The 24,372-nt window shown below is 65.1% G+C and carries 19 protein-coding genes, 1 tRNA gene and 1 riboswitch; of the genes, 7 read left to right on the plus strand and 13 right to left on the minus strand.

Features of this window, described 5'->3' with window-relative positions; genetic code table 11:
- Window positions 1–9: 9 nt before the first annotated feature.
- The 11 genes from RT697_RS06420 to RT697_RS06470 all read right to left on the minus strand — a co-directional run bounded on the left by RT697_RS06420 (window position 10) and on the right by RT697_RS06470 (window position 15,557).
- Complete coding sequence (locus RT697_RS06420; RefSeq protein WP_313697537.1) at window positions 10–1,935, minus strand: tetratricopeptide repeat protein; 1,926 nt, start codon at window positions 1,933–1,935, stop codon at window positions 10–12.
- Window positions 1,928–2,959 (minus strand): sugar ABC transporter, encoded by a 1,032-nt coding sequence (locus tag RT697_RS06425; protein ID WP_313697560.1) that lies wholly within the window; start codon window positions 2,957–2,959, stop codon window positions 1,928–1,930. Before RT697_RS06425 ends, RT697_RS06420 begins: the two co-directional genes overlap by 8 nt.
- Before the next feature lie 121 nt (window positions 2,960–3,080).
- Window positions 3,081–3,797 carry an ATPase gene (locus tag RT697_RS06430; RefSeq protein WP_313697538.1) on the minus strand — a complete coding sequence of 239 codons (717 nt, stop codon included), beginning with the start codon at window positions 3,795–3,797 and terminating at the stop codon, window positions 3,081–3,083.
- Between the two features lie 9 nt (window positions 3,798–3,806).
- Window positions 3,807–5,144 (minus strand): ABC transporter permease, encoded by a 1,338-nt coding sequence (locus RT697_RS06435; RefSeq protein WP_313697539.1) that lies wholly within the window; start codon window positions 5,142–5,144, stop codon window positions 3,807–3,809.
- 7 nt (window positions 5,145–5,151) lie between these two features.
- Window positions 5,152–6,309 (minus strand): polysaccharide biosynthesis/export family protein, encoded by a 1,158-nt coding sequence (locus tag RT697_RS06440; protein ID WP_313697540.1) that lies wholly within the window; start codon window positions 6,307–6,309, stop codon window positions 5,152–5,154.
- Window positions 6,310–6,352: 43 nt separating this feature from the next.
- Window positions 6,353–8,410 carry a glycosyltransferase gene (locus RT697_RS06445; protein ID WP_313697542.1) on the minus strand — a complete coding sequence of 686 codons (2,058 nt, stop codon included), beginning with the start codon at window positions 8,408–8,410 and terminating at the stop codon, window positions 6,353–6,355.
- Window positions 8,407–10,884, minus strand: a complete 2,478-nt coding sequence (locus tag RT697_RS06450; protein ID WP_313697543.1) for a hypothetical protein — start codon at window positions 10,882–10,884, stop codon at window positions 8,407–8,409. The genes RT697_RS06445 and RT697_RS06450 overlap by 4 nt, the downstream gene beginning before the upstream one ends.
- Before the next feature lie 38 nt (window positions 10,885–10,922).
- Window positions 10,923–12,182, minus strand: coding sequence for a nucleotide sugar dehydrogenase (locus RT697_RS06455; RefSeq protein WP_313697545.1), 1,260 nt, complete (start codon window positions 12,180–12,182; stop codon window positions 10,923–10,925).
- 841 nt (window positions 12,183–13,023) lie between these two features.
- Window positions 13,024–13,100, minus strand: a tRNA-Pro gene (locus tag RT697_RS06460).
- Window positions 13,101–13,240: 140 nt separating this feature from the next.
- Complete coding sequence (ispB, locus tag RT697_RS06465) at window positions 13,241–14,206, minus strand: octaprenyl diphosphate synthase (protein WP_313697547.1); 966 nt, start codon at window positions 14,204–14,206, stop codon at window positions 13,241–13,243.
- A 181-nt stretch (window positions 14,207–14,387) separates the two neighbouring features.
- Window positions 14,388–15,557 carry a fumarylacetoacetate hydrolase family protein gene (locus RT697_RS06470; protein ID WP_313697549.1) on the minus strand — a complete coding sequence of 390 codons (1,170 nt, stop codon included), beginning with the start codon at window positions 15,555–15,557 and terminating at the stop codon, window positions 14,388–14,390.
- Between the two features lie 242 nt (window positions 15,558–15,799).
- On the opposite strand from RT697_RS06470, the gene RT697_RS06475 reads away from it, so the two are divergent.
- The 5 genes from RT697_RS06475 to proB all read left to right on the plus strand — a co-directional run bounded on the left by RT697_RS06475 (window position 15,800) and on the right by proB (window position 19,948).
- Complete coding sequence (locus RT697_RS06475) at window positions 15,800–16,558, plus strand: IclR family transcriptional regulator (protein ID WP_313697551.1); 759 nt, start codon at window positions 15,800–15,802, stop codon at window positions 16,556–16,558.
- 251 nt (window positions 16,559–16,809) lie between these two features.
- Window positions 16,810–17,121 carry a 50S ribosomal protein L21 gene (gene rplU / locus RT697_RS06480; protein ID WP_006216228.1) on the plus strand — a complete coding sequence of 104 codons (312 nt, stop codon included), beginning with the start codon at window positions 16,810–16,812 and terminating at the stop codon, window positions 17,119–17,121.
- 34 nt (window positions 17,122–17,155) lie between these two features.
- Window positions 17,156–17,416, plus strand: coding sequence for a 50S ribosomal protein L27 (gene rpmA / locus RT697_RS06485; protein WP_006389959.1), 261 nt, complete (start codon window positions 17,156–17,158; stop codon window positions 17,414–17,416).
- Window positions 17,417–17,619: 203 nt separating this feature from the next.
- The gene (gene obgE / locus RT697_RS06490) at window positions 17,620–18,756 is read left to right on the plus strand and encodes a GTPase ObgE (protein ID WP_313697552.1); all 1,137 of its coding nucleotides are present in this window, start codon (window positions 17,620–17,622) and stop codon (window positions 18,754–18,756) included.
- 55 nt (window positions 18,757–18,811) lie between these two features.
- Window positions 18,812–19,948 (plus strand): glutamate 5-kinase, encoded by a 1,137-nt coding sequence (gene proB / locus RT697_RS06495; RefSeq protein ID WP_312437330.1) that lies wholly within the window; start codon window positions 18,812–18,814, stop codon window positions 19,946–19,948.
- Window position 19,949: 1 nt separating this feature from the next.
- Here the strand turns inward: proB and RT697_RS06500 are convergent, their stop codons facing one another.
- The gene (locus RT697_RS06500) at window positions 19,950–20,579 is read right to left on the minus strand and encodes a helix-turn-helix domain-containing protein (protein WP_313697553.1); all 630 of its coding nucleotides are present in this window, start codon (window positions 20,577–20,579) and stop codon (window positions 19,950–19,952) included.
- 164 nt (window positions 20,580–20,743) lie between these two features.
- Here RT697_RS06500 and RT697_RS06505 point away from each other — a divergent pair, with 164 nt between their 5' ends.
- Window positions 20,744–21,172 (plus strand): helix-turn-helix transcriptional regulator, encoded by a 429-nt coding sequence (locus tag RT697_RS06505; RefSeq protein WP_056566375.1) that lies wholly within the window; start codon window positions 20,744–20,746, stop codon window positions 21,170–21,172.
- Window positions 21,173–21,319: 147 nt separating this feature from the next.
- On the opposite strand, the gene RT697_RS06510 is transcribed toward RT697_RS06505, so the two are convergent.
- Window positions 21,320–21,883: a SecDF P1 head subdomain-containing protein gene (locus RT697_RS06510; RefSeq protein ID WP_056559944.1), complete on the minus strand. Its 564-nt coding sequence runs from the start codon at window positions 21,881–21,883 to the stop codon at window positions 21,320–21,322.
- A 220-nt stretch (window positions 21,884–22,103) separates the two neighbouring features.
- Window positions 22,104–22,210, plus strand: a riboswitch (TPP riboswitch).
- A gap of 63 nt (window positions 22,211–22,273) precedes the next feature.
- Here RT697_RS06510 and thiC point away from each other — a divergent pair.
- Entirely contained in the window at window positions 22,274–24,187 is a 1,914-nt protein-coding gene (thiC, locus tag RT697_RS06515; protein ID WP_313697556.1) for a phosphomethylpyrimidine synthase ThiC, read from the plus strand.
- The last annotated feature ends 185 nt before the right edge of the window (window positions 24,188–24,372 follow it).

Below are 24,372 nucleotides of genomic sequence, written 5' to 3' on the forward strand. Positions count from 1 at the left end.
CCTAAAACTTTACGCGGACGAATCCGCCGACGGATCCGCCGCCGTCACATGGCGCCAGATGCCGCCGCTCAAACGCAGGTTTTCCGGCGGGCCGGCAAGATGCTCGCGCAGCCGTTCGAAGTACGCCTTCTGCCAGCGCTGCGCGTACGCGTCCGCGTCCTCGCCCGGATTGGCGGCGGGCAGCATTTCCAGCGTGTAGGCCACCTGCCCGTTTTCCCAGCGCGGCGCGTAGAACACCGACGGCACGCCCATGCGATGCGCCAGATGCGCCGCGAAGCCGGAATAGGTGACGTCCTGGCCTTCAAACGTGGTGCGCGGCGCGGCGGGGTTTGCCGCGCCGTCGATGGCCAGGCACAGTACGAATCCGGCGTTGATCGCGCGCATGCAGGCCTTGGCGACCTGCGCCTCGGTCTGGTCGGCCGTGGAGATCAGCGCCTCGGCGTAACTGCTGCGGGCGATGCTGGGCGCCGACGCCAGCCAGCGCGACGGGATGCCGACCAGTTCCAGCGCCATCAATCCCGCATACATCGGGCCGACGTGCGCGGTGGCGACCACGACGCCACGGCCGGCGGCGAGCAGCGGCGCAAAGAAGCGCTCGCCGGTATCCAGCTCGCCCAGCATGGCCATCGCCTCTTCGACGCGTTCCTCGCGGCATTCGAGCCAATCGAACAGCAGATGGTCGATCATGTGGCCCCAGCGCGCGCGGCGTTCCCACGTCGCGCGATCGATGCTTGTGTCGCCGCGCATCGACCAGGCCCAGTCCAGCCGCGCCTGCGGGATCGGCGCGGTGTCGAGCTGCTCTTCCATGCGCGCCAGCGCTTCCTGAAAGGTCTCCGGCAGCCGCGCGCCGCGCTTGGCCACGTACTGCTCGAACAGCGCCTCGGCCTCGTCCTTACGACCGGCCTGCGACAGCGCGCCAATGGCCGACCGCTGCCACAGCTGGTTGTCCGGCGACTTCTTCAGCAGGAACATCATCTGCTCGGCCGCGGCGTCGTACTGCAAGGTATAGCGCAGCGCGCGGGCATACAGGCCCCGCGTCTGCTCAAGATCGGGCGCCAGTTCGATGGCGCGCGCCAAAGGCGCCACGGAATCCTTGTAGCGCCCGGCGCGCAGCAGGGTTTCGCCGTGCAGCGTCAGCAGCCGCACGTCGTCGGGCGCGGCCTGCAAGCCGGCTTCAAAGTGGGCCAGCGCGTGCGTCTTGCGATCGTCTTCGGTGCCGCGCCGCAGATGCGCCAGGCCCAGCGACGAACGCAGCGCCGCGCAATCCTGGCCCGCGCGCAGCGCGCCGTCGCCAAGACGGATTGCCGCGGCAGTGCGGCCGTCGGCCAGCAGCGCGCGCACGGCCATCGTCGCCACCCGTTCATTGGGCAGCTTGTCCGGATCCAGCGATGCCGCAATGCCCGACGCGTCGGCCACATCGCCGTTGCGCACGAAGGCCATCATCCACGCGTAAGCGTCTTCGGGCGCGCTCTGCGCCAGCGGCAGGGTCGTGCGGGCGACTTCCGCCGCCTCGGGTACGCGTCCGGCCTGCACGCGCAACTGGATGCGCGCGGCGTGCAGCGACGCATTGCCGGGCTCGATGCCGGCGGCGGCGTCGGCCTCGGCGATTGCCCTGTCCCACTGCTCCAGGCGGCCGAGCAGACTGGCCAGCAGGCGTCTGTCGTCAACCCGCGTGGGATACACAACGACAAGCGTCTCCAGCGCCGCGATGGCGGAGGCCAGCTTGCCCTCTTTCACGTCGGGCGACACCAGCAGCCGCCGGACCTCGCGCCAGCCGTCCTTGGCCTGGCGCAGCGCCGGTTCCAGCGCCGTCATGCCGCGCGCCGGTTCCGCCGAGGCGCGAATCTGTCCGATGACCTCGCGCAGTCGCGCCGTGGCGTCCTGCGGTTCGGCGCCGGCTTGCGGCCGGCGGCTTTCAATGACCGTATCAACCATGACGCAGCCCCCTCAACAAAGCCATCGCGACACGTGCGATGAACATGAGCACAAATCCCAGTGCCAGCGCCTGCAACAGCAGGATGCCGGTGCGCGGGCTGCTGGGCCGGTCCGTCGGCACCGGCTGCGCGATGATCGACAGATACCGCTGCAGGCGCAGCGCATCCGTCATCGCCTGCTGGTACGACTGCTGCGCCAGCGTCAGGTTGGAATCCGCAAACACCTGGGCATTGCGCAGCGCCTCGTATTCCTTCAACTGCTTGGCTTCCGTATTGCCGTCGCCGCTCAGGCGCTGACGCACGGATGCCAGCCGCTTTTTCAGCGCCGCCACCTGCATCTGCGCAGGCTTGAGCATGAAATGGTCCTTGTTATCCAGCGCCCGGATCTTGTCCAGATTGATCTGCGCGGTGCTCAGCTCGCCTTCAAGCTGGCTGGACAGGTTCAGCAGCATCGACACCGTCGCGCTGGGGTCGATGTTGCCGTGCTTGGTGCGCCACGTCGTCAACGCATCGCGTGCCGCCAGCGCCTTTTCCTCGGCAAACTTGACCGACTCTTCGCTCACCTTCAGCTTGTCGGCCACGCCCTTCTCGTTCATCGAGCTGACGAACTGCTCGGCCAGGCCGATCAATTCCCTGGACAACGTGGCCGCGTCTTCCGACGAGAACGCGCTGACACGCAGCACGTCGATCTGCTCCAGCGCGTTGAACGACACGTGCACCGACGCTTGATAGGCGCGATACAGATCGTCTTCGCTGGAATCTTCGGCCAGGCGATTGAACGGGTCCAATCCGTCGTTCATCAGATAGCGGCGCAGGCCGACCTTCTTGTCCAGCTGCTGCATGCTGTCGCGCGACTTCAGGAAGTCGGCCACGGCCCACCCGTCCACGAAACCGCCCAGCATGCCGCCGGAGTTGCCCGTGGTGAGCAGGCTGGCTGCCGCGCCGGCGCCGCCGCCCTGGTTGGACGCCGATTGGACAAAGAACCGCGACTCGGCTTCGTAGCGCGGCGTGGCGACGATCAACAGGTAGACCACCGCCAGCACCACCGGCACCAGCACGATCAACGCGTTGATCCAGCGATGGCGGCGGCGCTCGCGCAGCGCCGACTGCCGCTCGCGGCGGCGGCGTTCGATCTCGGATCCGCCGTCAGAACCCGAGTTGGCCTTCGTCGAAGCCGCCTCCGAGGACGTCGTCGCCTGTGCCGGAGTCGCTCCGTGATCGTCGCGGGGGATACCTGCGGAGGCACTGGTCGAGGTCGTCGTCGATGCTGAGCGCGCTTCGTTCATAGATCAAGCCTTTGAAGCAATAATCCGCCAACTGATTCTGGCGATAACTGGAAAAAATGAGTGTCCGGCCGACCAGGCGCTCTTCGAAAAGCGCCAGCCAGAGCCGGGTGAAACGGCAGGGCTCGAAGGGGATGCTCCCTTCGATCACGTAGACATCGAACGCGGGCGCCAGCGCCAGCGCGAACGAAAACTCCTGCCGCACATAGAGCGGCCAATGCTCCATGGGCTTGGCCAGCATCTTGGGATCGCTGATTAGGTCCGCGACCAGTTCGTACGTGGCCTCGGGGTCGATCTCGTACATTTCGCTCACGAAATCGATCATGGAGAGACCGCTGGCCTTGCCACGGATGAACCCCTGCCGGCCGATCGCCCAGGAGACATTGCCGTCGTGCTTGACGAAGCCCTGACGCGGCGGACGCAGACAGCACAGCACATCCACCAGCTGGCGGTGCATCTCCGGCGCGGGCGACAGCAGCGCATAGCGCCCGGCCGGGATGTCGAGCGTGGCGTTGGCCAGCAGCGGCTGCCTGCTGCCGAAGGCATAGGGTTCGTCGGTTACGCCATTGAGATGGATCATCTTTCACCCTCACATTGGCTGGACATTGGGACGGGCCAGGCGCTCTGCCACCAGCGCGATCACCATCATGAACACCAGCGAGGTCAGGAAATAACCCAGGCTGGCATCGTGCGACTCGTACGCATGGAAGTACGCCGAGCGCAGCAACTGCATGCCGTGTGCCAGCGGCGACCACAGCATCCACGGGCGCAACTGCTCGGGAAACTGCTCCGACACGAAGAACACCGCCGCGAAAATCTGCAGAAAGCGCTCGATGATCGGCGCCAGCCGCAGGAAGAAGTGCCAGTAGGTCGCAATCGACCCGAACAGCACCCCCATCGCCGCACCCGCCACGCCCATCAGCACCACAAAAAGAATGAAGCCGGCCCAACTCTTGGGCAGCGTGATGAGCCCGATGGCATGGCCCGCGGTGATCAGCACCGCAAACACCACCACATACACCGATACGTAGATCATGGCCTGCACCAGCGCGCACATCAGCGGCGTGACGCCCTGGAAATTCAGCAGGCCGCGCGCCGACACGTACGCCGTACTGCTGCGGAACGCGATCTGGCGGAACATGATCCAGGTCGTCGCGCCCAACAGCGAGAACGTCTGCACGTCCATCCCCAGGATGTAGTGCGTACCCATCAGGATGTACAGCGACGAGATCAGCGTCAGCAGCACCACCGGACCGACCAGCGCCCACACCAGCGCGATGCGGCTCTCGCCGTGCATCACGCGCAGCTGATAGATGAACATCGCCATCAGCGTGCGGCCGATCGGGCGATGCCCGGCCGTGTCCTGCGAATGCCCTTCGTGCAGGTAGCGCAGCCGGTCGCGCAGGATCGCGAGGTCGCCCCCTTCGCTCTGCGCAACCTCGATCTCCAGCGCGATGTCGTTGCGCGATGCATGGCGGCGCGCCTCGCGCGCCTCGTCCTGCTTGCGCCGCTCCACTCGCCGCGCATGCGCAGCGGCCAGCCGCTCGTCCTCGGCCACCAGCTTGGCCGGCATGTAGCCCGGCGCAAACACTTCCACGCCTGCGCGGATGTCCTGCTCCAGCAGGCGCACGATGATGCGCAGGCGCCGCCGGGAGAAATCCGCCAGGGTCTCGTCGACCTCGCTGCGCGCGATCTCGGCATCCAGCTCCGCCTGCACGGCCTCGTACACCGCCCGCCGCGCCGCCACGGAATCGTGCGGCTCGCCCTGCAGGCGGGCCAGCAGCGGCTTGAACAGCACGGCCGGGGGAGCCTTGGCCTCGAACAGCGCGGCCGGGTCCAGCCGCCAGTTGGCGACGCCAGACCCTACCGCGTAGCTGTTTTCCTTGCGGCGCGAGCGCCAGCCCTTTATCCGATCCTCGTTACTCATGGACGCGTTATTGGGCAACGCCGGTCGAACCGCCGCCCGAATCGCTGTCGATGGCTCGCGTGGCGCTGAAGCCGGCGCTCATCGTGACGCGGAAGGCCGACAGCACCTTCTGCACCTGCGTGAACGGCGCGTCCGAGATATAGATGGCCTGTCCCTCATGCACCGTGAACTCGCGGGCCAGCGCCACCTGCTCCGGCCGCGTGAGGTCGAACTGGTACACGACGGGCAGCAAGTCCGGCTTGCCTTCGGCCCCGGCTTGGGCGGGCGTGAACAGGAACACCGACCGCGGATCGGCCAGCTTGTCGTCCAGACCGCGCGAATCCGCCAGCGCGTCCAGCACGCTGTAATTGCGCTTGCTGATTTCCACCCGGCCCTGCTGGCCGGCCGCGCCCAGCACGGTCAGGAATTCCTTGGCGTCGTAGGCGGTGATGACGTCGCCCGAGCGCAGCAGGATGTCGTTGTTCTGGTTGCGGTAGATATCCGACAGCCGCACCGAGGCCACCTGGTTCTCGCGGCGCAGGCTGATGATGAGCTGTTCGGGATTGGTCTGCACCGGCGCAGCCTGCGCCAGCGCGCTGCTCAGGCGCTGGGCGGTCTGCGTGATCGGATACATGCCGGGCTTGGTCAGGTTGCCCTGCACCGTCACCATCTGCCCGCGCGCGTCGGCCGCACGCGTGACGCTGACGTCGGCGCCGACCACGAGCTTGCTCAGGCGCGCGACGATGGCGTCATGCAGCTTGCCCAGCGTCAGGCCTTCGGCGCGGAACTTTCCAATGATCGGAAACGTGACATTGCCGGCACTGTCGATGTCCTGGTTGCCCAGATCACTGACGCCGGACGGGTCCGCGGCGAACACGCCGAGACCGCCGCGTTCCCACACTTTCACGTTGATGCCGTCGCCCGGCACCAGCTTGTCGAATCCCGCCTGCGTCAGATCGCGGTAGCGCCCGGGAAAGTCGGCCACGTCGGCCACCCTGCTTTTTCGCGCGAGTTCGCGCGACACGGGCATCACGATGACATCCTTGTCATCGTGAGCCCCGGTCATTTCGCTGAGCATCGGGCCGGACCGTGGGAGCTGGCAACCCGTGAGTGTCAGCGCTGCAACAAGCAGCATGGCAAGCGTCGCATGGCGCCGCGCGCCCAAGGCCGGGACGTTCATTTGCATAGGATCCTTCAGCTTCAGCACTTTAAAAAAGAGCAACTACCCGTCACGCCTGCATCAGGCGCTTGGGCGCAACATCAATACGCTCGTCGTTCTCGGATTCGGTCATGGCGGGCATGCAGATGCTCATGAACTTCGTGAGCATCGCGTCCAGCGAGAACAGCTTCTGCGCCCGCTGGCGGCTATTTGCCCGCATGTCCGCATTGCTGCGCACCTGGTCCACCATGTTCAGGACCTTCTCGCATGCCTCGTGCATGTCGGGATGATCGACGCAGTTGAGCAAGTGGCCTGTCTCGTCCTCGACAAAGCACTCTTCCGCGCCGCCGGCCGGCGTCGAAATCACCGGTACGCCCAGCAACTGCGCCTCGATCAAGACGTTCGGCAGGCCTTCATAACGCGACAGCAACACGCTGGCATCCATCTGCGAATACCAGAAACCGACGTGATTCGACAGCCCCACCAGCAGCAGGCGGTCCAGCACGTCGTGCTCCAGCGCCAGCGCCTCGATGTTCTCGCGCAGGCGTCCGTCGCCCACGAGGAAAAAACGCGCCTGCGGGCGCTCCTTCAGGTAAAGCGCTGCCAACTTGATGAAGAGCTGCGGACGCTTGTCCGGCTCCAGGCGGAACACGCCGCCGATCGTTTCCGTGGCGTCCTTGGTGCGCTCGTGGAAGGCTTCCCACTTTGCCTTGTCGGCGTCCGAGGCATCGGTCGCCAGATCCGGCACGCCGTTGTAAAGAATGTGGAAACGTTCCAGCGGCAGGTCCAGCCACTCGGCATAGGCTTCCGCAGCCTTGCGGCTGTTGCTCACGAACACCACGCCCGGCACCAGGGCCAGCGCCTGGAACAGCTCGGGATACTCTTCGCGGAAACGGTCCTTGCGGATGTTCGGCGGCAGGCCGCGGAACACCAGATGAATCGTCGGCGTGCCGGCCAACAGCGCCGCCAGGGCGCCAAAGAGGCACGTGCCGTCCTGCCACAGGCTCACCACGTCGAAGCGGTTGGCGCGCAACACCGGCGCCAGCCGCGTCACGCCGTAGTGCACGGGCGGAGGCAGTTGTTCCAGCAGGCGGCCCAGGTTGCCTTCGGGCACGGACTGGTGCGCCACGGAGATGGCCGGCAGGCGGTTGATCTCCGTGACCGGAATACGCGCCTTCACGAGCACCGGCAGGAAGAAATCGTCCTGCTTCTTGGGCGACCCGGACGGCTCGGTGTGCTGCTTGACCAGCACCTCGACCTTCTTGGGCCGCATCAGGATGTCGGGCGGCTGCTGCTCCGGCGACGCGGCCAGGCGCGTCAGTTCGCCCGCCAGGCGGGTCAACTGGCGCTCGGCGCCGCCGGGTCCCAGGCTGCCGGTGACCAGGGCCACCGACACGGGCTTGTCCGGCGTGTTCTCCGCGATCTTGCGATTGCGAAAGTGCAGGATCGCGTGCTTCATCGACACGATGCGCACGTCCTTGCCCGCCAGCGACTCTTCGGGTTCGAAGCGCTGATAGAACGCGTAATCGCTGGCCAGCCCTTCGGCCAGTTCGGCCGCCTTGCTTCCGGGCGTCAGGTGCTTGGCCACGGGCGCGATCGCGTCCCACGCATCGGCCAGCAGCCCGCGCTTGCGCAGGCGCTTGGCGAACTCCACGCGCATGTTGCGATCCGTGTGCTGCGAGATCAGACGCCGGAACAGCGCGTCCGACTGCTCGTGCGCGCGGATGTCGCTCAGCAGCTTCGCCCGCGAGAACAGGCGGTCCGGATTCGTCGTCTCGGCCGGCAGATGACGGTCGACCAGCGCCATGGCTTCGTCCAGGTGCCGTTCCTTCACCAGCCGCGTCGCGCAATAGCGCACGATCTGCAGGTCATCCGGGCATTCCTGGAGCAGGGTCGCCCACTGCTCGGCCATGCCCTCATTCAGGCCCGCCGACTCCTGCAGGCGGAGCAGGAGGAAGCGAACCTTCGAGTCCTCCATGTAATCGCGGGCAAGCTCCTTGGCCCGCGCCAGGTTGTCCTGAGCGACTTGAACCCGCCCCGATGCCGCAACGATTTCCTCCAACTGCGCTTGAACTTGCTGAAGATCGGACTTGGCGTCCACTCGCTCGGTTATCAGAGGTGGATTCATGCTGCCTTTCTCCGGTTGATCTTCTCGATCCAGACAAGGCAGCGCTCGATGTAGTGGTCGTACTGCGCCGGGTTCTCGGAACGTTCCTGCAGTTGCTTCCAGTACGGCAGGGCCTGTTCGAAGCGGTGCAGACGCATGGCGCCGACCGCGGCCAGGCGCAGGCCGATGGGATCGTCAGGCACCAGCGACACGATGCGCTCGCCCAGCGCCAGGCGCTCGGTGGTGCTGGACGGTTCCAGGGCGCGCGCTTCGGCGTACAGATAGGCCAGGATGCGGCGCTTCTCGTGGTCCACTTCCGGCATGCCGGGCCACGACTGCGCGACGCGATCCAGCAGCTTCCATGCGGCCTGATGGTCGCCGTTCGACAGGATCTCGCGGGCGCCGCGGATGGCGCGCGGGCCGAGCCTGCCGAGCTGGCGTTCGGCTTCGTCCTTGGCGCTTTGATCGGCGCCCGAGTGGCCAAGCACGTCCTTGTACGCGTCGATCGCTTCACCGAACCAGCCGCCATTGAAGGCGACGCGGGCAAAGTGCAGCTTGGCGCTGAACGGGGCGGCATCGCCGGCGGCGGCCACTTCCAGGTGGCGCATCGCCGTCTTCTTGTCGCCCAGCGCGTCGGCCGCGCGGCCACGCATGGCGTGCAGTTCGGGGAAGTCCACGTTGGTGTCGATGGCCAGGTTGGTCAGGTCGATCACTTCCTTGTGGTTGCCGGCCACCAGCGCGGCACGCACGCCCAGGCGCATGGCGCGTTCGAACGCGCGCTGTGCACGGGCGCCGGCCAGCGCGTCGGGGTTGAGCAGACGGTGCGCGCAGATGCGTTCGGCGGCGTCGCGCAGGCGTCCTTCCTCCAGGGCGCGGTTGCCTTCCTCGGCCCACGTCGCGGACTGCGATTGCAGCCACGCGCTGATCTCTTCGTTCTCGCTCTTGGCCAGGCCGCAAGAGGCCGCCAGCGTCGCGGCGGCCATGATGCAACCGCGCCACGAGGCTTCCTTGACCAGCTCCAGCGCGTCGCCCTCTTCCAGCTTGGGCTGTTCGCCGGCCAGTTCGCGCAGCGCGTCGCGGTCGCCTGCCAGCAGGCGGTCACGCCACAGCACCGCAAAGCCGCGGCCGTAGTTCGGGATCGCCGCGCGCACTTCATGCACCCAGCGGATCGCCGATTCCATGTCGCCGCCCGTTTGCAGCAGCGACAGCACCGTGTCGGCCGCTTCCAGCGCCATCGCGTCGGTCGGCTCGGAGATGCGGAACAGCTGCTTCCAGTTGCCGAGGCTTTCGTCGACATAGGCCAGGTGGCCCGCCGACACCGCCGCGATGCGGACGATTTCCGGCGTTTCGATTTCGTCGCCCAAGAGGCCGGCGGCCAGCGAGTACGCCACGTCGTAGCGGCCCAGCTTGAACTGGTTGCGCATCAGGATCTGCTCGGCCTTGCTGCCCGAGGACAGCGCGTCGGCGCTGCCCAGGAGGGCCAACGACCCTTCGTAATCGCCCAGTTCTTCCTGGATGCGCGCGAAGAGCACCACGTGATCCGGCAGGCTGGGGTAGCGGCGCAGCACATCGCGCACGCGGCGCGAGGCCTCGCGCAGTTCGCCCGAGTCCCACAGCTTCTCGATGCGTTCGACGCTTTCCTCCGCGCCCAGCTTGGGCACCGAGACCTGCGGGGTCGAGGAGCTCATGCGCGGACGGACGAAATTCTTGAACCAGTCGGTGTACAGACGTTCGGCGAAGGCCGGCGTGTAGTGGGTCAGATCCAGACCGCCGTCTTCCATGGCTTCGGCCTGGCCCAGCTTGTTCATCAGCGGGGTCGGGTCATAGCACGGCACGCCGATGCGCTGCGAGGCGGCGGCGATGGCGGCGATGAGCTGCTGACGCTGTTCGATGGGCACGTTGTCCGGCGTGTGAGCGTTGACGTGGGTGACGAACACCACCTTGTCGCGGCCCAGCAGCTCGACGAGCTGGCGCATCTCCTGCTCGATCTCCTCGTCCGTCTGGTCGCGCTTGACGACGCGGGCGAGCAGGTCGCGGTCTTCGGCGTTCAGGCTCTTGAAGACCGGGTCCTGGTCCAGCTGCGCGCGGCGCTCGGCCAGGCGGTCGGCCACGGCCATCGACCAGAACGCGCGGGTGCGCGTGCGGTCTGCAAAGAACTCGCTGAAGTAGCGGACCAGATAGTTGGACTGGATGGGGTGGCCGTCGATCGTCAGCAGCTTGCGCGAGGACAGTTCGACCATGTACAGGTCGGCCGGCTTGTGCGTGCCGCGGCGAGCCTGCTCGCCATTGGACGGACGGAAGATCAGGCGCTGCACGTCGGCCGGGATGTCGCTTTGGCTGAACATGAAACGCGCCTGCTGGAGGGCTTCGGCGGCCGTGTGCACGAATCCGTAATTGCGGCCGAGCTGAAGTTTGATCGGGTAGCGGCCCACGGCATCACGCAGCGGCGTGTGGATGCGGCAGGTTCCGATCGGGGCGATGGTAAATGCGGTCATTCAGGGTCTCTCCTGTATTGATGGATTACGAGCCTGAACTAGAGAGTCCAGTACAAAAGGTCGGCCGGGAGGCGTTTGGCATCCAGCACCGACTTCAAGTCGCAGACCATGCCGCCGTTCTTGACGAGCTGCGGCAGGTCTTCCCAGAGGGTTTCCATGGTTTCGCGGTGCGGCACCGCCAGGATCAAGACGTCCATGTCGCGGAAGTCGCCGCGGTCGACCAGCTTGATCCCGTACTCATGCTCCATCTGCTCCGGATCGACCATCGGATCGCACGCGACCGGCGTGATGCCGTACTGGCCCAGCGCGTGGTACAGATCGACGATCTTCGAGTTGCGGATGTCGGGCACGTTTTCCTTGAACGTCATCCCCAGGATGCCGACGCGGGTGGACGCATTCAGGCGGCCGTTGCGCGCAAGCTGCTGCACCAGGCGCGAGGCGACGTGCGCGGCCATGCCGTCGTTGATGCGGCGGCCGGACAGGATGACTTCGGGGTGATAGCCCAGCTCCTGGGCCTTGGACGTGAGGTAGTACGGGTCGACGCCGATGCAGTGGCCGCCCACCAGTCCGGGCGTGAACTTCAGGAAGTTCCACTTGGTGCCGGCGGCCGCCAGGACCTCCGAGGTACGGATGCCGACCAGATCGCAGATCTTGGACATCTCGTTCATGAGCGCGATGTTGATGTCGCGCTGGGTGTTCTCGAGCACCTTGGCCGCTTCGGCCACCTTGATCGAGGAGGCGCGATGCACGCCCGCGTCGATGATCTGCTCGTACACGCCGGCAATCACTTCCAGCGATTGCTCGTCCTGGCCGGACACGATCTTGACGATCTTCTCCAGCGGATGCTCCCGGTCGCCCGGGTTGATGCGTTCCGGGCTGTAGCCCAGCTTGAAGTCGACACCGGCGCGCAGGCCCGATGCTTTCTCAAGTTCCGGGCCGCAGATCTCTTCGGTGGCGCCGGGGTGGACCGTCGACTCGAAGACAACGATGCAGCCGGGACGCAGCACGGGACCGATGGATTGGCACGCCCGCACCAGCAGGGAAAAATCGGGATTGTTTTTCTCGTCTACGGGCGTCGGGACAGCCACCACAAAGAAATCGCAGCCTTCCAATTCGGAAAGCTGGTCGGTGAACTGCATGGGGGAGGCAAGCAATACGTCGCGTTCGATCTCGCCAGTCCAGTCATCACCCTCTTTCAGCCGTGCGATTCTCCGCTTGTCCACGTCAAAACCGATGACATCAAAGCGCCTGGAAAATGCCACTGCCACGGGCAGGCCGACATATCCAAGGCCACACACTGCGATTCTCTTTACCACGGGGACCTCACTGTTTTCGTCGTGTCGCAGACACTAGAAACCGACGCCCAAAGGAAGGCAGTCCGACATGAAATCGAAATACCTGTGCCGTATGGGGCGGACGTATAGCTAAAAATGAATTTGGCTCGGTATCCGGTTAACTATCCGGGTAGCGAGCCTGGGCATCGTAGAGGGGTCGCGCAGCAAACTTTTTGCTAAATATTTTTATTGCTGCGGAAATAAATCAGGACAACCCGTAATAAACCCGGGAAATCCCTAGAAAAATTACATTCATTACACAAACCGCAACATGCGACAGATGTGTAATGTAATCAAATATGAAAAGACGTTTTTCTTGGTCTGGTTTAACCAAACTGAAAAGTCATTATCCAAAACGGTAGCTTATTAAGTTATTGCGTAAGGCAATATAAAAAAATTGCACCAAACTGGATCACGACACGCCATTATCAGCACGAGACATGCCCGGGTTTTCATCACCCGGTAATAAATGGCCGGTCCGTGGACAAAATGGTCGTGCGGCGTGCGCTATATGAGGTGTCTGACACCCAGGCGAAATAACCTCGGGTTAGACACAGCAGCTCAAGGGTGTCAGACACCGGCCGCCGTAAAAGGTATCGCCGGACCCTGCTACGAGGTGTCTGACACCCAAGCGAAATGACCTCGGGCTAGACGCAGCGCCTCAAGGGTGTCAGACACCGGCCGCTGTGCAGTAGTTTTTGCAATCCAACGCGCAAATGCAAAAAAGCCGGCGGCGCTTGCGCGATACCGGCTTTCAGCCAAAAGATGTCGGGAAACACCTTCTTGAATTCTCGACCACATGAAGTGGTCGGGGCGAGAGGATTCGAACCTCCGACTCCTGCGTCCCGAACGCAGTACTCTACCAGGCTGAGCTACGCCCCGATCTTGACTACTCGTTTAGCGGTGCTCAGACCCACCAAACGCTTCACTGCACTTTCTTCACTGCTTTTTCACTTCAGGTCGTCTGCTGCTCAGAGTCTGAGTTCAGACCACCTGGATGAATTTCCAACCGCCGTTTTTTGCTAGCGATCTCTATTCACCGCGAAAGCGCAGAATTCTAACAGAGAATTTTGAAAAGGGGAAATGGGGTAGATCGAAAGGGCTTCGCGGGCCAGATCTGCCTCGGCCACGGCGGCCAGGCGGGCGTGTTCCAGCGCGTCCGTGGCCTGGATCGCGGCGGCCACGGCGGCGAAGTCGGCGTCGCCCGTCTTGATGGCGTCGCGGATCAGTTGCTGCTGTTCGGGCGTACCCACTTCCATGACACGGATCAGCGGCAGCGTGGGCTTGCCTTCGCGCAGGTCGTCACCGACGTTCTTGCCCAGCGCGGCGGCGTCGCCGCTGTAGTCCAGGACGTCGTCGACCAGCTGGAACGCGGTGCCCACGTGGCGGCCATAGGCGGCCGCGGCGGCTTCCTGCTCGGGCGTGGCGCCCGCCAGCACGGCGCCCACCTGGGCGGCGGCTTCGAACAGCTTGGCCGTCTTGTAGCGCACCACTTGCAGGTAGCGCTCTTGCGAGACGTCCGGGTCATGCACGTTCAGAAGCTGCAGCACCTCGCCCTCGGCGATCACAGTGGTGGCCTCGGACAGGATGCTCATGATGCGCATCGAGTCGGCCTCGACCATCATCTCGAACGACCGCGAGTACAGGTAGTCGCCCACCAGGACGCTGGCGGCGTTGCCGAACACCGCGTTGGCGGTTTCACGGCCGCGGCGCAGGTCGGATTCGTCGACCACGTCATCGTGCAGCAGCGTGGCCGTGTGGATGAACTCGACCACGGCGGCCAGCAGCTGGTGATGGGTGCCTTCGTAGCCCAGGGCGCGCGCCACCATCAGCACCATGGCCGGGCGCATGCGCTTGCCGCCCGCTCCAATGATGTAGTCGCCGATCGTGCGGATCAGAACCACATCGGAATTCAGCCGCTCGCGGATAACCGCATCGACGGCTTTCATATCGTCAGCTATGGGGGCAATGAGCGCGGGGAGATTCAAGACGTATCCGACAAGTGTGAAGCGAGCCGCGTGACGGCTCTTACCGCTGGGCCCGCCAGCGGTCGGCGGGGGATTCGACCGTGGATTATACGGGGAGTGCGCGGGAATTCCGGACGCACGTGCCGCAAGCGGCGAGGCCCGGCGCGGCGGGCCCTGCCCCTGATCGAATCCGGCAGCCGGCTCAGCGCCCGTACGGCAACAGCCCCCGCGCGGCCAGGTTGGCGTAAAGCGCCCGCACGCCAAACGTCCAGGGCGGAATTTCGGTGGCCAATTGCACTTCGTTGACCAGCGCGCCCAGCCGCTCCGAGGCGATGACGACCCGGTCGCCCGTCACGTGGGTGAAGCCGCTGCCCGGCCCCTTGCGATCCTTGGACGGCGAAAACATGGTGCCCAGGAACAGCATGAAGCCGTCGGGATACTGATGGTGCGCACCGAAGGTCTGGCGCACCAGGTCCAGCGGGTCGCGGCTGATTTCGCGCATGTGGCTGACGCCGTCCAGCTCGAAGCCGTCGCGGCCTTCGATGCGCAGCGAAACGTCGGCATCGCGCACGCTGTCCAGCGTGAAGCCGCCATCGAACAGGCGAATGAACGGTCCGATGGCGCAGGACCCGTTGTTGTCCTTGGCCTTGGTCAGGAGCAGCGCGCTGCGGCCTTCGATGTCGCGCAGGTTCACGTCGTTGCCCAGCGTGGCGCCGACGACCTCGCCCCGGCTGTCGACGGCCAGCACGATTTCGGGCTCGGGGTTGTTCCACTGCGACTCGGGCAGCACGCCGATGCGCGCGCCGAAGCCTACCGAGGCCATGGGCGGCGTCTTGGAAAAGACCTCGGCGTCAGGACCGATGCCCACTTCCAGATATTGCGACCACTGGCCGCGCTCGACCATTTCGGCCTTCAGGCGGATGGCTTCGGGCGATCCCGGGCGCAGCCGCGACAGATCCGAGCCGATCAGCGCCTGCATGCGCACGCGGATTTCCTCCGCGCGGCCGGCGTCGCCGCCCGCCTCTTCCTCGATCAGGCGTTCCAGCAGACTGATGGCAAAGGTGACGCCCGCCGCCTTCACCGGCTGCAGATCGCACGGCGCCAGCAGGCGCGGGCCGTTGGCGCCTTGCAGCGTGGCGGCCATGAGGGCATGCGCGTCGCCCAGGGACTCGCCCTTGGCCTCGCGCGCCAGTGCGACGCGGTCGGGATGGTCCAGCAGATCGGATACGGTCGGCACCGTGGCGGTGATATCGACCATTTCGCCCGCGCGGACAACGACCACGCTGGGTCCGCCGGCAGGATCGGGGCGCCAGACGCGGCCCACCAGCAGGGCGTCGGGCAGGTCGGCGGGCAGCAGGTTGTTGTCTTTCATGGCGTCTCCTCGCGTGATGCCCGGTCCGTATGGCGGGCGCGTGATTGTTTTGTGCCGGGTTACCGCCCGGGCGTCGGTGGCGCGTTCTCAAGAGTGGCCGGCAGGCATGGCAGCCCAACACGCGCAATCCTGCGGCATGGGCATCACGGCACCGAGGCACACCCATCGGCGTGGCGAACCAGTCTAGGAGACTTCATTTATCATGTCCAATATCTTGTCTTTACGTCCAACCTATTGGAATCATGGCAACCGATTACGACGTTCCCGCCATCCGCCGCACCCACGACATCCTGCGCGTGCTCTCTGGCCGCCCCACGCCGGTGAAGGCCGTCGAACTGGCCCGGGCCTGCGAGATGCCCAAGAGCACGCTGTACCTGCTGCTCGACTGCCTGGAGCAACGGCGATGGGTCGAACGTCAGGACGGCGGCTACATCATCGGACTGGAATTGATGGCGCTTGGCGCCGCCTACCTGCGGCACGATGGTCTGCAGGCGGCCTTTCGCCATTCGGCCGCCGCCTTCGTGGACCGCTGCAACGAGGTCGTGCAACTGGCGGCGCTGGACGGCTTTGACGTGGTGTACCTGGCGCGGGAAGACGCGCGCCGGCCCGTGCGCCTGGTGTCGGACCTGGGCCTGCGGCTGCCCGCGCACGCCTGCGCGCTGGGCAAGGCGCTGCTGGCCAGCCTGACGCCCGATGACTTGGCGGCCAGGCTGCCCAAGGTCCTGCCCCACGTCACCGACCGCACGATCGCGGACGCCGCGCACCTGCACCGCGAGCTCGACGAGGTGCGCCTGCAGGGTCTGGCCCAGGACCGGGAAGAAGTCGCCACCGGCCTTGTATGCTTTGCGGCCTTTGTCGGCGTGACGCCGCTGGGCAAGCGGGTCGCGGTCAGCACGTCCATTCCCACCGACCGGCTGGACGACGCCCATCGCCAGGCGGCAATGGACGGCATCCGCCGCGTGGCGCGCGACATCGCGCTGCGTGTGATCCCTGGCGTCTGAAGCCTTCACGCCACACCTAAGCCCTTAGCCTGCAACAGCTTTTTGACTTTCCAAAAGTCCCGGGCTAATATCTCGAATTCGGTCAGCAATGGCCGAATTACGTCGGTTGTTCGTGTACGCCGCCTGACAGCTTTGCCAGCCCTGAATCTTCGGGCTTCTTCGGATAACGGCTAAGACAATTCAGCACGGCATCCTCGCCCAGCAGGGCAGGCCACACGAACGAACCCATTTACCTATTTAAGGAACACCCCATGTACGCGGTCGTAAAAACCGGTGGCAAGCAGTATCGCGTTGCCGCTGGCGAAAAACTCAAGATAGAACAGATACCGGCTGACATTGGGCAAGAAATCACCCTGGACCAAGTGCTGTCCGTGGGCGAAGGCGACCAACTGAAAGTTGGCACGCCCCTCGTCTCCGGCGCCGTGGTCAAGGCAACGGTTCTTGCGCAAGGCCGCCACGACAAGGTCAAGATCTTCAAGATGCGCCGTCGCAAGCACTATCAGAAGCGTCAGGGCCACCGTCAGAACTACACCGAAATCCGCATCGAAGCCATCACGGCTTAAGAAGCGACTCGGTACCACTTAGCAGGAGCTAAACATGGCACAGAAAAAGGGCGGCGGCTCTACGCGGAACGGACGCGACTCAGAATCGAAGCGTCTGGGCGTCAAGGCATTCGGCGGCGAACTCATTCCCGCTGGTTCGATCATCGTGCGTCAGCGCGGTACTCGCTTCCACGCTGGCGTGAACGTCGGCATGGGCAAGGACCACACCCTGTTCGCGCTGGTCGACGGCAAGGTTCAATTCGGCTTCAAGGGCGCATTGAACAAGCAGACCGTTTCGATCGTCGCTGCCGAGTAATCGGTTGGCAAGCCCGCGGACCTCACGTCCGCGGTTGCATACGATCTGGAACGCGGTCCGCCGCGTTTCCCGAACGGCAAAAGCCCTGTCGCGTGCGGCAGGGCTTTTTTGTTTGAAGGCAATTGGCGAGTAAGCTCTCTCGATTGTCTCCCGGCGGCTCCCTGTATGGACGCCCGCCCTCACCCACTACACGCGCAGACACCATGAAATTCGTAGACGAAGCCACCATTGAAGTGGTCGCCGGCAAAGGCGGCAATGGCGTGGCGAGCTTTCGCCGCGAAAAATTCATTCCCCGTGGCGGTCCCGACGGCGGCGACGGTGGCCGCGGCGGCACCATCTTCGCGGTGGCCGATCGCAACATCAACACGCTGATCGACTTCCGCTACGCGCGCCTGCACCGCGCCAAGAACGGCGAAAACGGCCGCGGCTCGGACCAATACGGCGCAGCCGCTCCGGACATCACCCTGCGCGTGCCGGTGGGCACGATCATCCATGACGCCGACACCGGCGAAGTCCTGTTCGACCTGAACAAGCACGAACAAAAAGTCGTGCTGGCCGCCGGCGGCCAGGGCGGCATGGGCAACATCCATTTCAAGTCCAGCGTGAACCGCGCCCCCAAGCAGTGGACGCCCGGCAAGGAAGGCGAACACCGCTACCTGCGCATGGAACTGAAGGTGCTGGCCGACGTGGGCCTGCTGGGCCTGCCCAACGCAGGCAAGTCGACGCTGATCACCCGCATTTCCAACGCCAAGCCGAAGATCGCCGACTATCCGTTCACCACGCTGCATCCCAACCTGGGCGTGGTGCGCACGTCGCCGTCGCGCAGCTTCGTCGTGGCCGACATCCCCGGTCTGATCGAAGGCGCGTCCGAAGGCGCGGGCCTTGGCCACCTGTTCCTGCGCCATCTGGCACGCACCCGCGTGCTGCTGCACCTGGTGGACGTGTCCACGCCGGACCCGGACGCCGATCCGGTCGAGCAGGCCGTCGCGGACGCCCGCGCCATCGTCGAGGAACTGCGCCGCTATGACGCCGAGCTGGCCGCCAAGCCGCGCTGGCTGATCCTGAACAAGCTGGACATGGTGCCCGACCCCGAGGACACCAAGCGCCGCTTCCTGGAACTCTACGGCTGGACGGGTCCGGTATTCGGCATCTCGGGCCTGTCGGGCGAAGGCACGCAGGACCTGATCTACGCGCTGCAGGACTACCTGGACGCCGAACGCGAAAAGGAACAGCTTGCGCAGGATCAGGCCGAAGGCACTTACGTGGCGCCGGATCCCCGCTTCGACGACACGCGCACCGACGCGGACAAGCCGGCAGCGCCGCGCGGCGGTAACGAATAAGCCATAATCGCAGTCCCTTCGATTACGCTTTTTTTCGCCGCAGCCGGCCGCCATCATGTCTGCTGAATCACCCGCCGTTTCCGTCGTCACCCACGCCCAGCGCATCGTTGCCAAAGTCGGCTCGTCGCTGGTCACCAACGAAGGCCGAGGCCTGGACCGCGCCGCGGTCGCGCACTGGGCCGCGCAGATCGCCGCCCTGCACAAGCAGGGCAAGCAGATCGTGCTGGTATCCAGTGGCGCCATCGCCGAAGGCATGGCGCGCCTGGGCTGGCGCAAGCGCCCGTCCGTCATGCACGAACTGCAGGCCGCGGCGGCCGTGGGCCAGATGGGACTGTGCCAGGCCTACGAGGCCGCGTTCGCGGAGCACGGCCTGCGCACCGCGCAGATCCTGCTGACCCACGAAGACCTGGCCGACCGCCATCGCTACCTGAACGCGCGCAGCACCCTGTTTGCGCTGCTGCGCCTGGGCGTCGTGCCCATCGTGAATGAAAACGACACCGTCGTGACCGATGAGATCCGCCTGGGCGACAACGACACGCTGGGCGCGCTGGTCACCAACCTGATCGAAGCCGACACGCTGGTCATCCTGACCGACCAACGCGGCCTGTACGACTCGGATCCGCGCAAGAATCCGCAAGCCAAGTTCATCTCGCATGCCCAGGCCGGCGAACCCGCACTGGAAGCCATGGCAGGCGGCGCGGGCAGCGGCATCGGCACCGGCGGCATGCTGACCAAGGTGCTGGCCGCCAAGCGCGCGGCGCACAGCGGCGCGCACACCGTCATCGCCTCGGGCCGCGAACGCAACGTGCTGACGCGCCTGGCCCAGGGCGAGTGCATCGGCAGCGAACTGCAGGCCGTCCTGCCGGTGTGGTCGGCGCGCAAGCAATGGCTGGCCGATCACCTGCGGCTGCGCGGCCGCGTCGTCCTGGACGACGGCGCCGTGCAGGCGCTGCTGCGCGAAGGCAAGAGCCTCTTGCCTATCGGTGTGACCGACGTCGAAGGCGAGTTCGGCCGCGGCGACGTCGTGGCCTGCGTGGACAGCCAGGGCGTGGAATGCGCCCGTGGGCTGATCAATTATTCGTCTGCCGACACGCGCCGCATCTTGCGGCAGCCGTCGTCGCAGATCGCGCGCATTTTGGGCAGCATGACCGAACCCGAGCTGATGCACCGGGACAATCTGGTGGTGCTGTAAGTCAGACGCCGTCCACCACCGAAGGCGCCCTGCCCGCGCCTTCGGGCAGCAGGATGTACCCCCACCCCCGCACCGCCAATAGCGGAAGTTCGATATTGAACCGGCGCGCCTTGCTGCGCAGCCGGGACACGACGACGTCCACGCGCCGTGCGCAATCCTGGGGATCGCGCGTTTCCGCCGGAAAGAAGTTTTCGCGATGAAGACAGTGGCCCGGCGCATTGAACAACCGCATCAGCACGGCGCGCTCGCGCAGCGTGAGCGGCAGGCGTTGACCCGCGGGGCCCACCAGGACACGCCCCGGTGCAACGACGCGCCACGCCCCCGGTCCGCATCGCGCACGCCGGTACAGGCTGCGCAAGAGCGCATCCCATTCCAGGGGCTCCATGCCGGGCGGCACACAAGCATCGACACCCGCGTCCAGCGCGGCCGCGCGCTCGGCCGCGGTGGCGCTGCCGTCCTGCCACACCACCCGGGTGCCGGGCGCGGCGTGACGCAAGTGGTCGATAAGGTCGGCAATGCCGGTGCACGGCCCCTGCAGCGCAAGCAGATCCGGCGCGTCTTCGGGCAGGTGTTCCTGCAGCGCATCCACCGAGGCGAAGACGCGGGTATCCCATTGAAATTGGCGCAACACTGCGGCAAGCCGCCAACCCGCCAGATCCTCAGATGGCATGATGAACACGCTGCCCCGCTCCCACATCCGACCGCCCCAGAAGTTATCACCCTAGTGTTATTTATATCCACCAACGTGACAGACCTGCAAGCTTCAATCGCCCTGTGAAAACATTCTCAGACCGACTGAAGCATGCGCGTCTTCTTCGTGGCCACACGCAGAAGGCGCTCGCCCGTTTGGTGCGTATCTCCCAAAGTGCTATCGGCAGCTACGAAAGTGGTCTGCGGCATTCGAGCCGATCCGCGCGCAAGCTGGCGCAGGTGTTGAAGATCGAAGTCGAATGGCTCGAGACGGGCAAGGGTCCCATGGAACTTCCCCTTGAGGCCTACGACCTGAGCAACACTTTGCCAGTATCAGGCGTGTCCGACGCCGCGCCGCGCCCCGGTGGCAGGCCCCGCCCCTTGGCGCCGTGGCCCTACCCCAACATATCGCCCTCGCAGTTCGAATCGCTGACGCCCGACGAACGGGCAATGCTCGAAGCGTTGACCCAGACCTTCATTGAAACGACCCTGCTTCGCCGCGGCGTCAAGCCGCGCGGGCGCAAGATCGGCTGATTGCGAAACGGGCTGGTGGTCGTCGAAGCGGAGCAATTTATCCCGCTGCGGTTCGGCAAACGTTATAAGCGCGCCGCCCCTTCCGTCCAAAATCGAGGCGCAAAAAAACCGGCTGCAAGAGCCGGTTTTTTTTTGCGCGCCCTGGAATCAGGGCTTGGCGGCGGGCGCCGGCGCGGGGGCCGTGCCACCAGCCGCAGGCGCGGCGTCGCCACGGATGCGGGCAGCGATCTCGGAGGCGGCTTGCGCCGACGGCACGCCGAATGCCAGCACGCCACGGTTCAGCGGTTCGCCGATGAGCGGCGCGGCAACCAGTTCCTGATCGATCACCAGGGCCAGGACGCTGCCGACGTTGGCGGTGCTGACGGTGGTGAGCTTGCGCGTGCCGGCTTCGGAGAAGCGCAGGCCGACGAAGTTCTGGCCTTGGCGGTCCACCAGTGCGGCGGCGTCGGTCAGGTCGGCGCGCGTGAGAACGGGCGTTTCCTGCAGATAGAGCTTGCCGTCGGGGAGGCTGACTTCACGCAGGCCGGCGCCGGGTTCGCGCTTGGCCAAATAGAAATCCACGCGCGCGGCGGTGGCGGGCGTGGCCGATTGCTGACCCGCCTGAGGCGTGGCCGCGGCGTCGGACGTCTTAGTCGGGGCGGTCTTGCAACCCGCTAGCGCCAATGTCACGACAACGAGGGCGGGCGCCAAAGTGCGTAGGTTCAGTTGCATGCTCGATTCCTTCTTAAGTGGGCTGATGCCAAACGGTAAGACTCTAAGACTGTACACGCGGCGTGTGGAAAAAAGTGTACCGAACCTGCTTGTCGGTGTCTGCCTAGACTGAATCCAAATGTAAAGCAGTAATACCAGCCTGCTTGAAAAGCCCTATTTACGCGGCTTGCGGCATTCCCAAGAGATTGATGAAGGCGCCAAGTCCGCTTGGCTCTATACTTCGCGTTCGCAGGGGTACTCGTCCCGCTTCAGGGCGGCGACGTGTTGAGAGAGTCCCTTCGTACCAGTACGGATAATGCCGATGCTGGGAGCGTATTCCCGCCGCGCGTCTTCGCACGCCTGGACGGGAGTCCATCCCGATCGGCTCCAACCACTCGCTTGGAGCTTTCCATGAACGCCAATCCCAAATTCCTGGCCGCCACCGCCGAAGTCGACGCGGCGGCCGTCGCACCGCTGCCCAAATCCCGCCGCGTGTATGAAGTGGGCTCGCGCCCCGACATCCGCGTGCCCTTCCGGGAAATCGAACAGGATGACACGCCGACGATGTTCGGCGGCGAAAAGAACCCGCCGCTGACGGTGTACGACTGTAGCGGTCCGTACACGGACCCGGACGCGAAGATCGACATCCGCCGCGGCCTGCCGGCACTGCGCCGCGCCTGGATCGAGGAACGCGGCGACACGGAGCTGCTGTCCGGCCCCACCAGCGACTACGGCAAATCGCGCCTGACCGACCCGAAGCTGACGGCGATGCGCTTTGACCTGCAGCGCCCGCCGCGCCGCGCGAAGTCTGGCGCGAACGTGTCGCAGATGCACTACGCACGCCGCGGCATCATCACGCCGGAAATGGAATACGTGGCGATCCGCGAAAGCCTGCGCCGCGAACACTACCTGCAGACGCTGCGGGACAGCGGCCCGGACGGCGAGAAGATGGTCAAGCGCCTGCTGCGCCAGCATCCGGGCCAATCGTTCGGCGCATCGATCCCCGCCGCGATCACGCCGGAATTCGTGCGCGCCGAAGTGGCACGCGGCCGCGCGATCATTCCGGCCAACATCAATCACCCGGAAGTGGAACCGATGGCGATCGGCCGCAATTTCCTGGTGAAGATCAACGCCAACATCGGCAACTCCGCGGTCAGCTCGGGCATCGGCGAGGAAGTGGAAAAGATGACGTGGGCGATCCGCTGGGGCGGCGACACGGTGATGGACCTGTCCACGGGCAAGCACATCCACGAAACCCGCGAATGGATCATCCGCAATTCGCCGGTGCCGATCGGCACGGTGCCGATCTACCAGGCGCTGGAGAAGGTGGACGGCAAGGCCGAGGACCTGACCTGGGAAATCTTCCGCGACACGCTGATCGAGCAGGCGGAGCAAGGCGTGGACTATTTCACGATCCATGCGGGCGTGCGTCTGCCGTTCATTCCGATGACGGCGGACCGGATGACGGGCATCGTGTCGCGCGGCGGCTCGATCATGGCGAAGTGGTGCCTGGCGCATCACAAGGAAAGCTTCCTGTACGAGCGCTTTGAAGAGATCTGCGAAATCATGAAGGCGTACGACGTGAGCTTCTCGCTGGGCGACGGCCTGCGGCCGGGCTCGGGCTATGACGCGAACGACGAGGCGCAGTTCGCCGAACTGAAGACGCTGGGCGAGCTGACGCAGGTGGCCTGGAAGCACGACGTGCAGGTGATGATCGAAGGCCCCGGTCATGTGCCGATGCAGATGATCAAGGAGAACATGGACCTGCAGCTGGAACACTGCCACGAGGCGCCGTTCTACACGCTGGGTCCGCTGACGACGGATATCGCCCCCGGCTACGACCACATCACGTCGGGCATCGGCGCGGCGCTGATCGGGTGGTACGGCACGGCGATGCTTTGCTATGTGACGCCGAAGGAGCACTTGGGACTGCCGAACAAGAAGGACGTGAAGGACGGCATCATCACGTACAAGATCGCGGCGCATGCGGCTGATCTTGCGAAGGGACATCCGGGCGCGGCGATCCGCGACAACGCGCTATCGAAGGCGCGGTTCGAGTTCCGTTGGGATGATCAGTTCAACCTGGGTCTGGATCCGGATACGGCGAAGGAATTTCATGACGAGACCTTGCCGAAGGATTCGATGAAGGTGGCGCACTTCTGCTCGATGTGCGGGCCGCATTTCTGCAGCATGAAGATCACGCAGGATGTGCGGGATTACGCGGCGGCTCAGGGAGTTAGCGAGAAGGACGCGCTGGCGAAGGGGATGCAGGAGAAGTCGGTGGAGTTTGTGAAGAAAGGGAGTGAGGTTTATCACCGGCAGTGATTTGTTCGCGGGGATTGGGGATGCTGGGGTGCGGGTCGTGGCTTGCGGGTCGTGGCTTGCATGTTGCTGCTTGCGGCGGATTGGGATCTTTAGACGCCCGGCGCGTCGTGGGCCTGGGGCGGGCGGGGCTACGATTGCGGTCCGGAGCCTTCGCTCCGGACTGCCCCTTCGTCATCTTCGTCCGC

Source organism: Achromobacter sp. (assembly GCF_032113835.1).
In the GTDB taxonomy this organism is placed as follows: Bacteria; Pseudomonadota; Gammaproteobacteria; order Burkholderiales; family Burkholderiaceae_B; genus Achromobacter.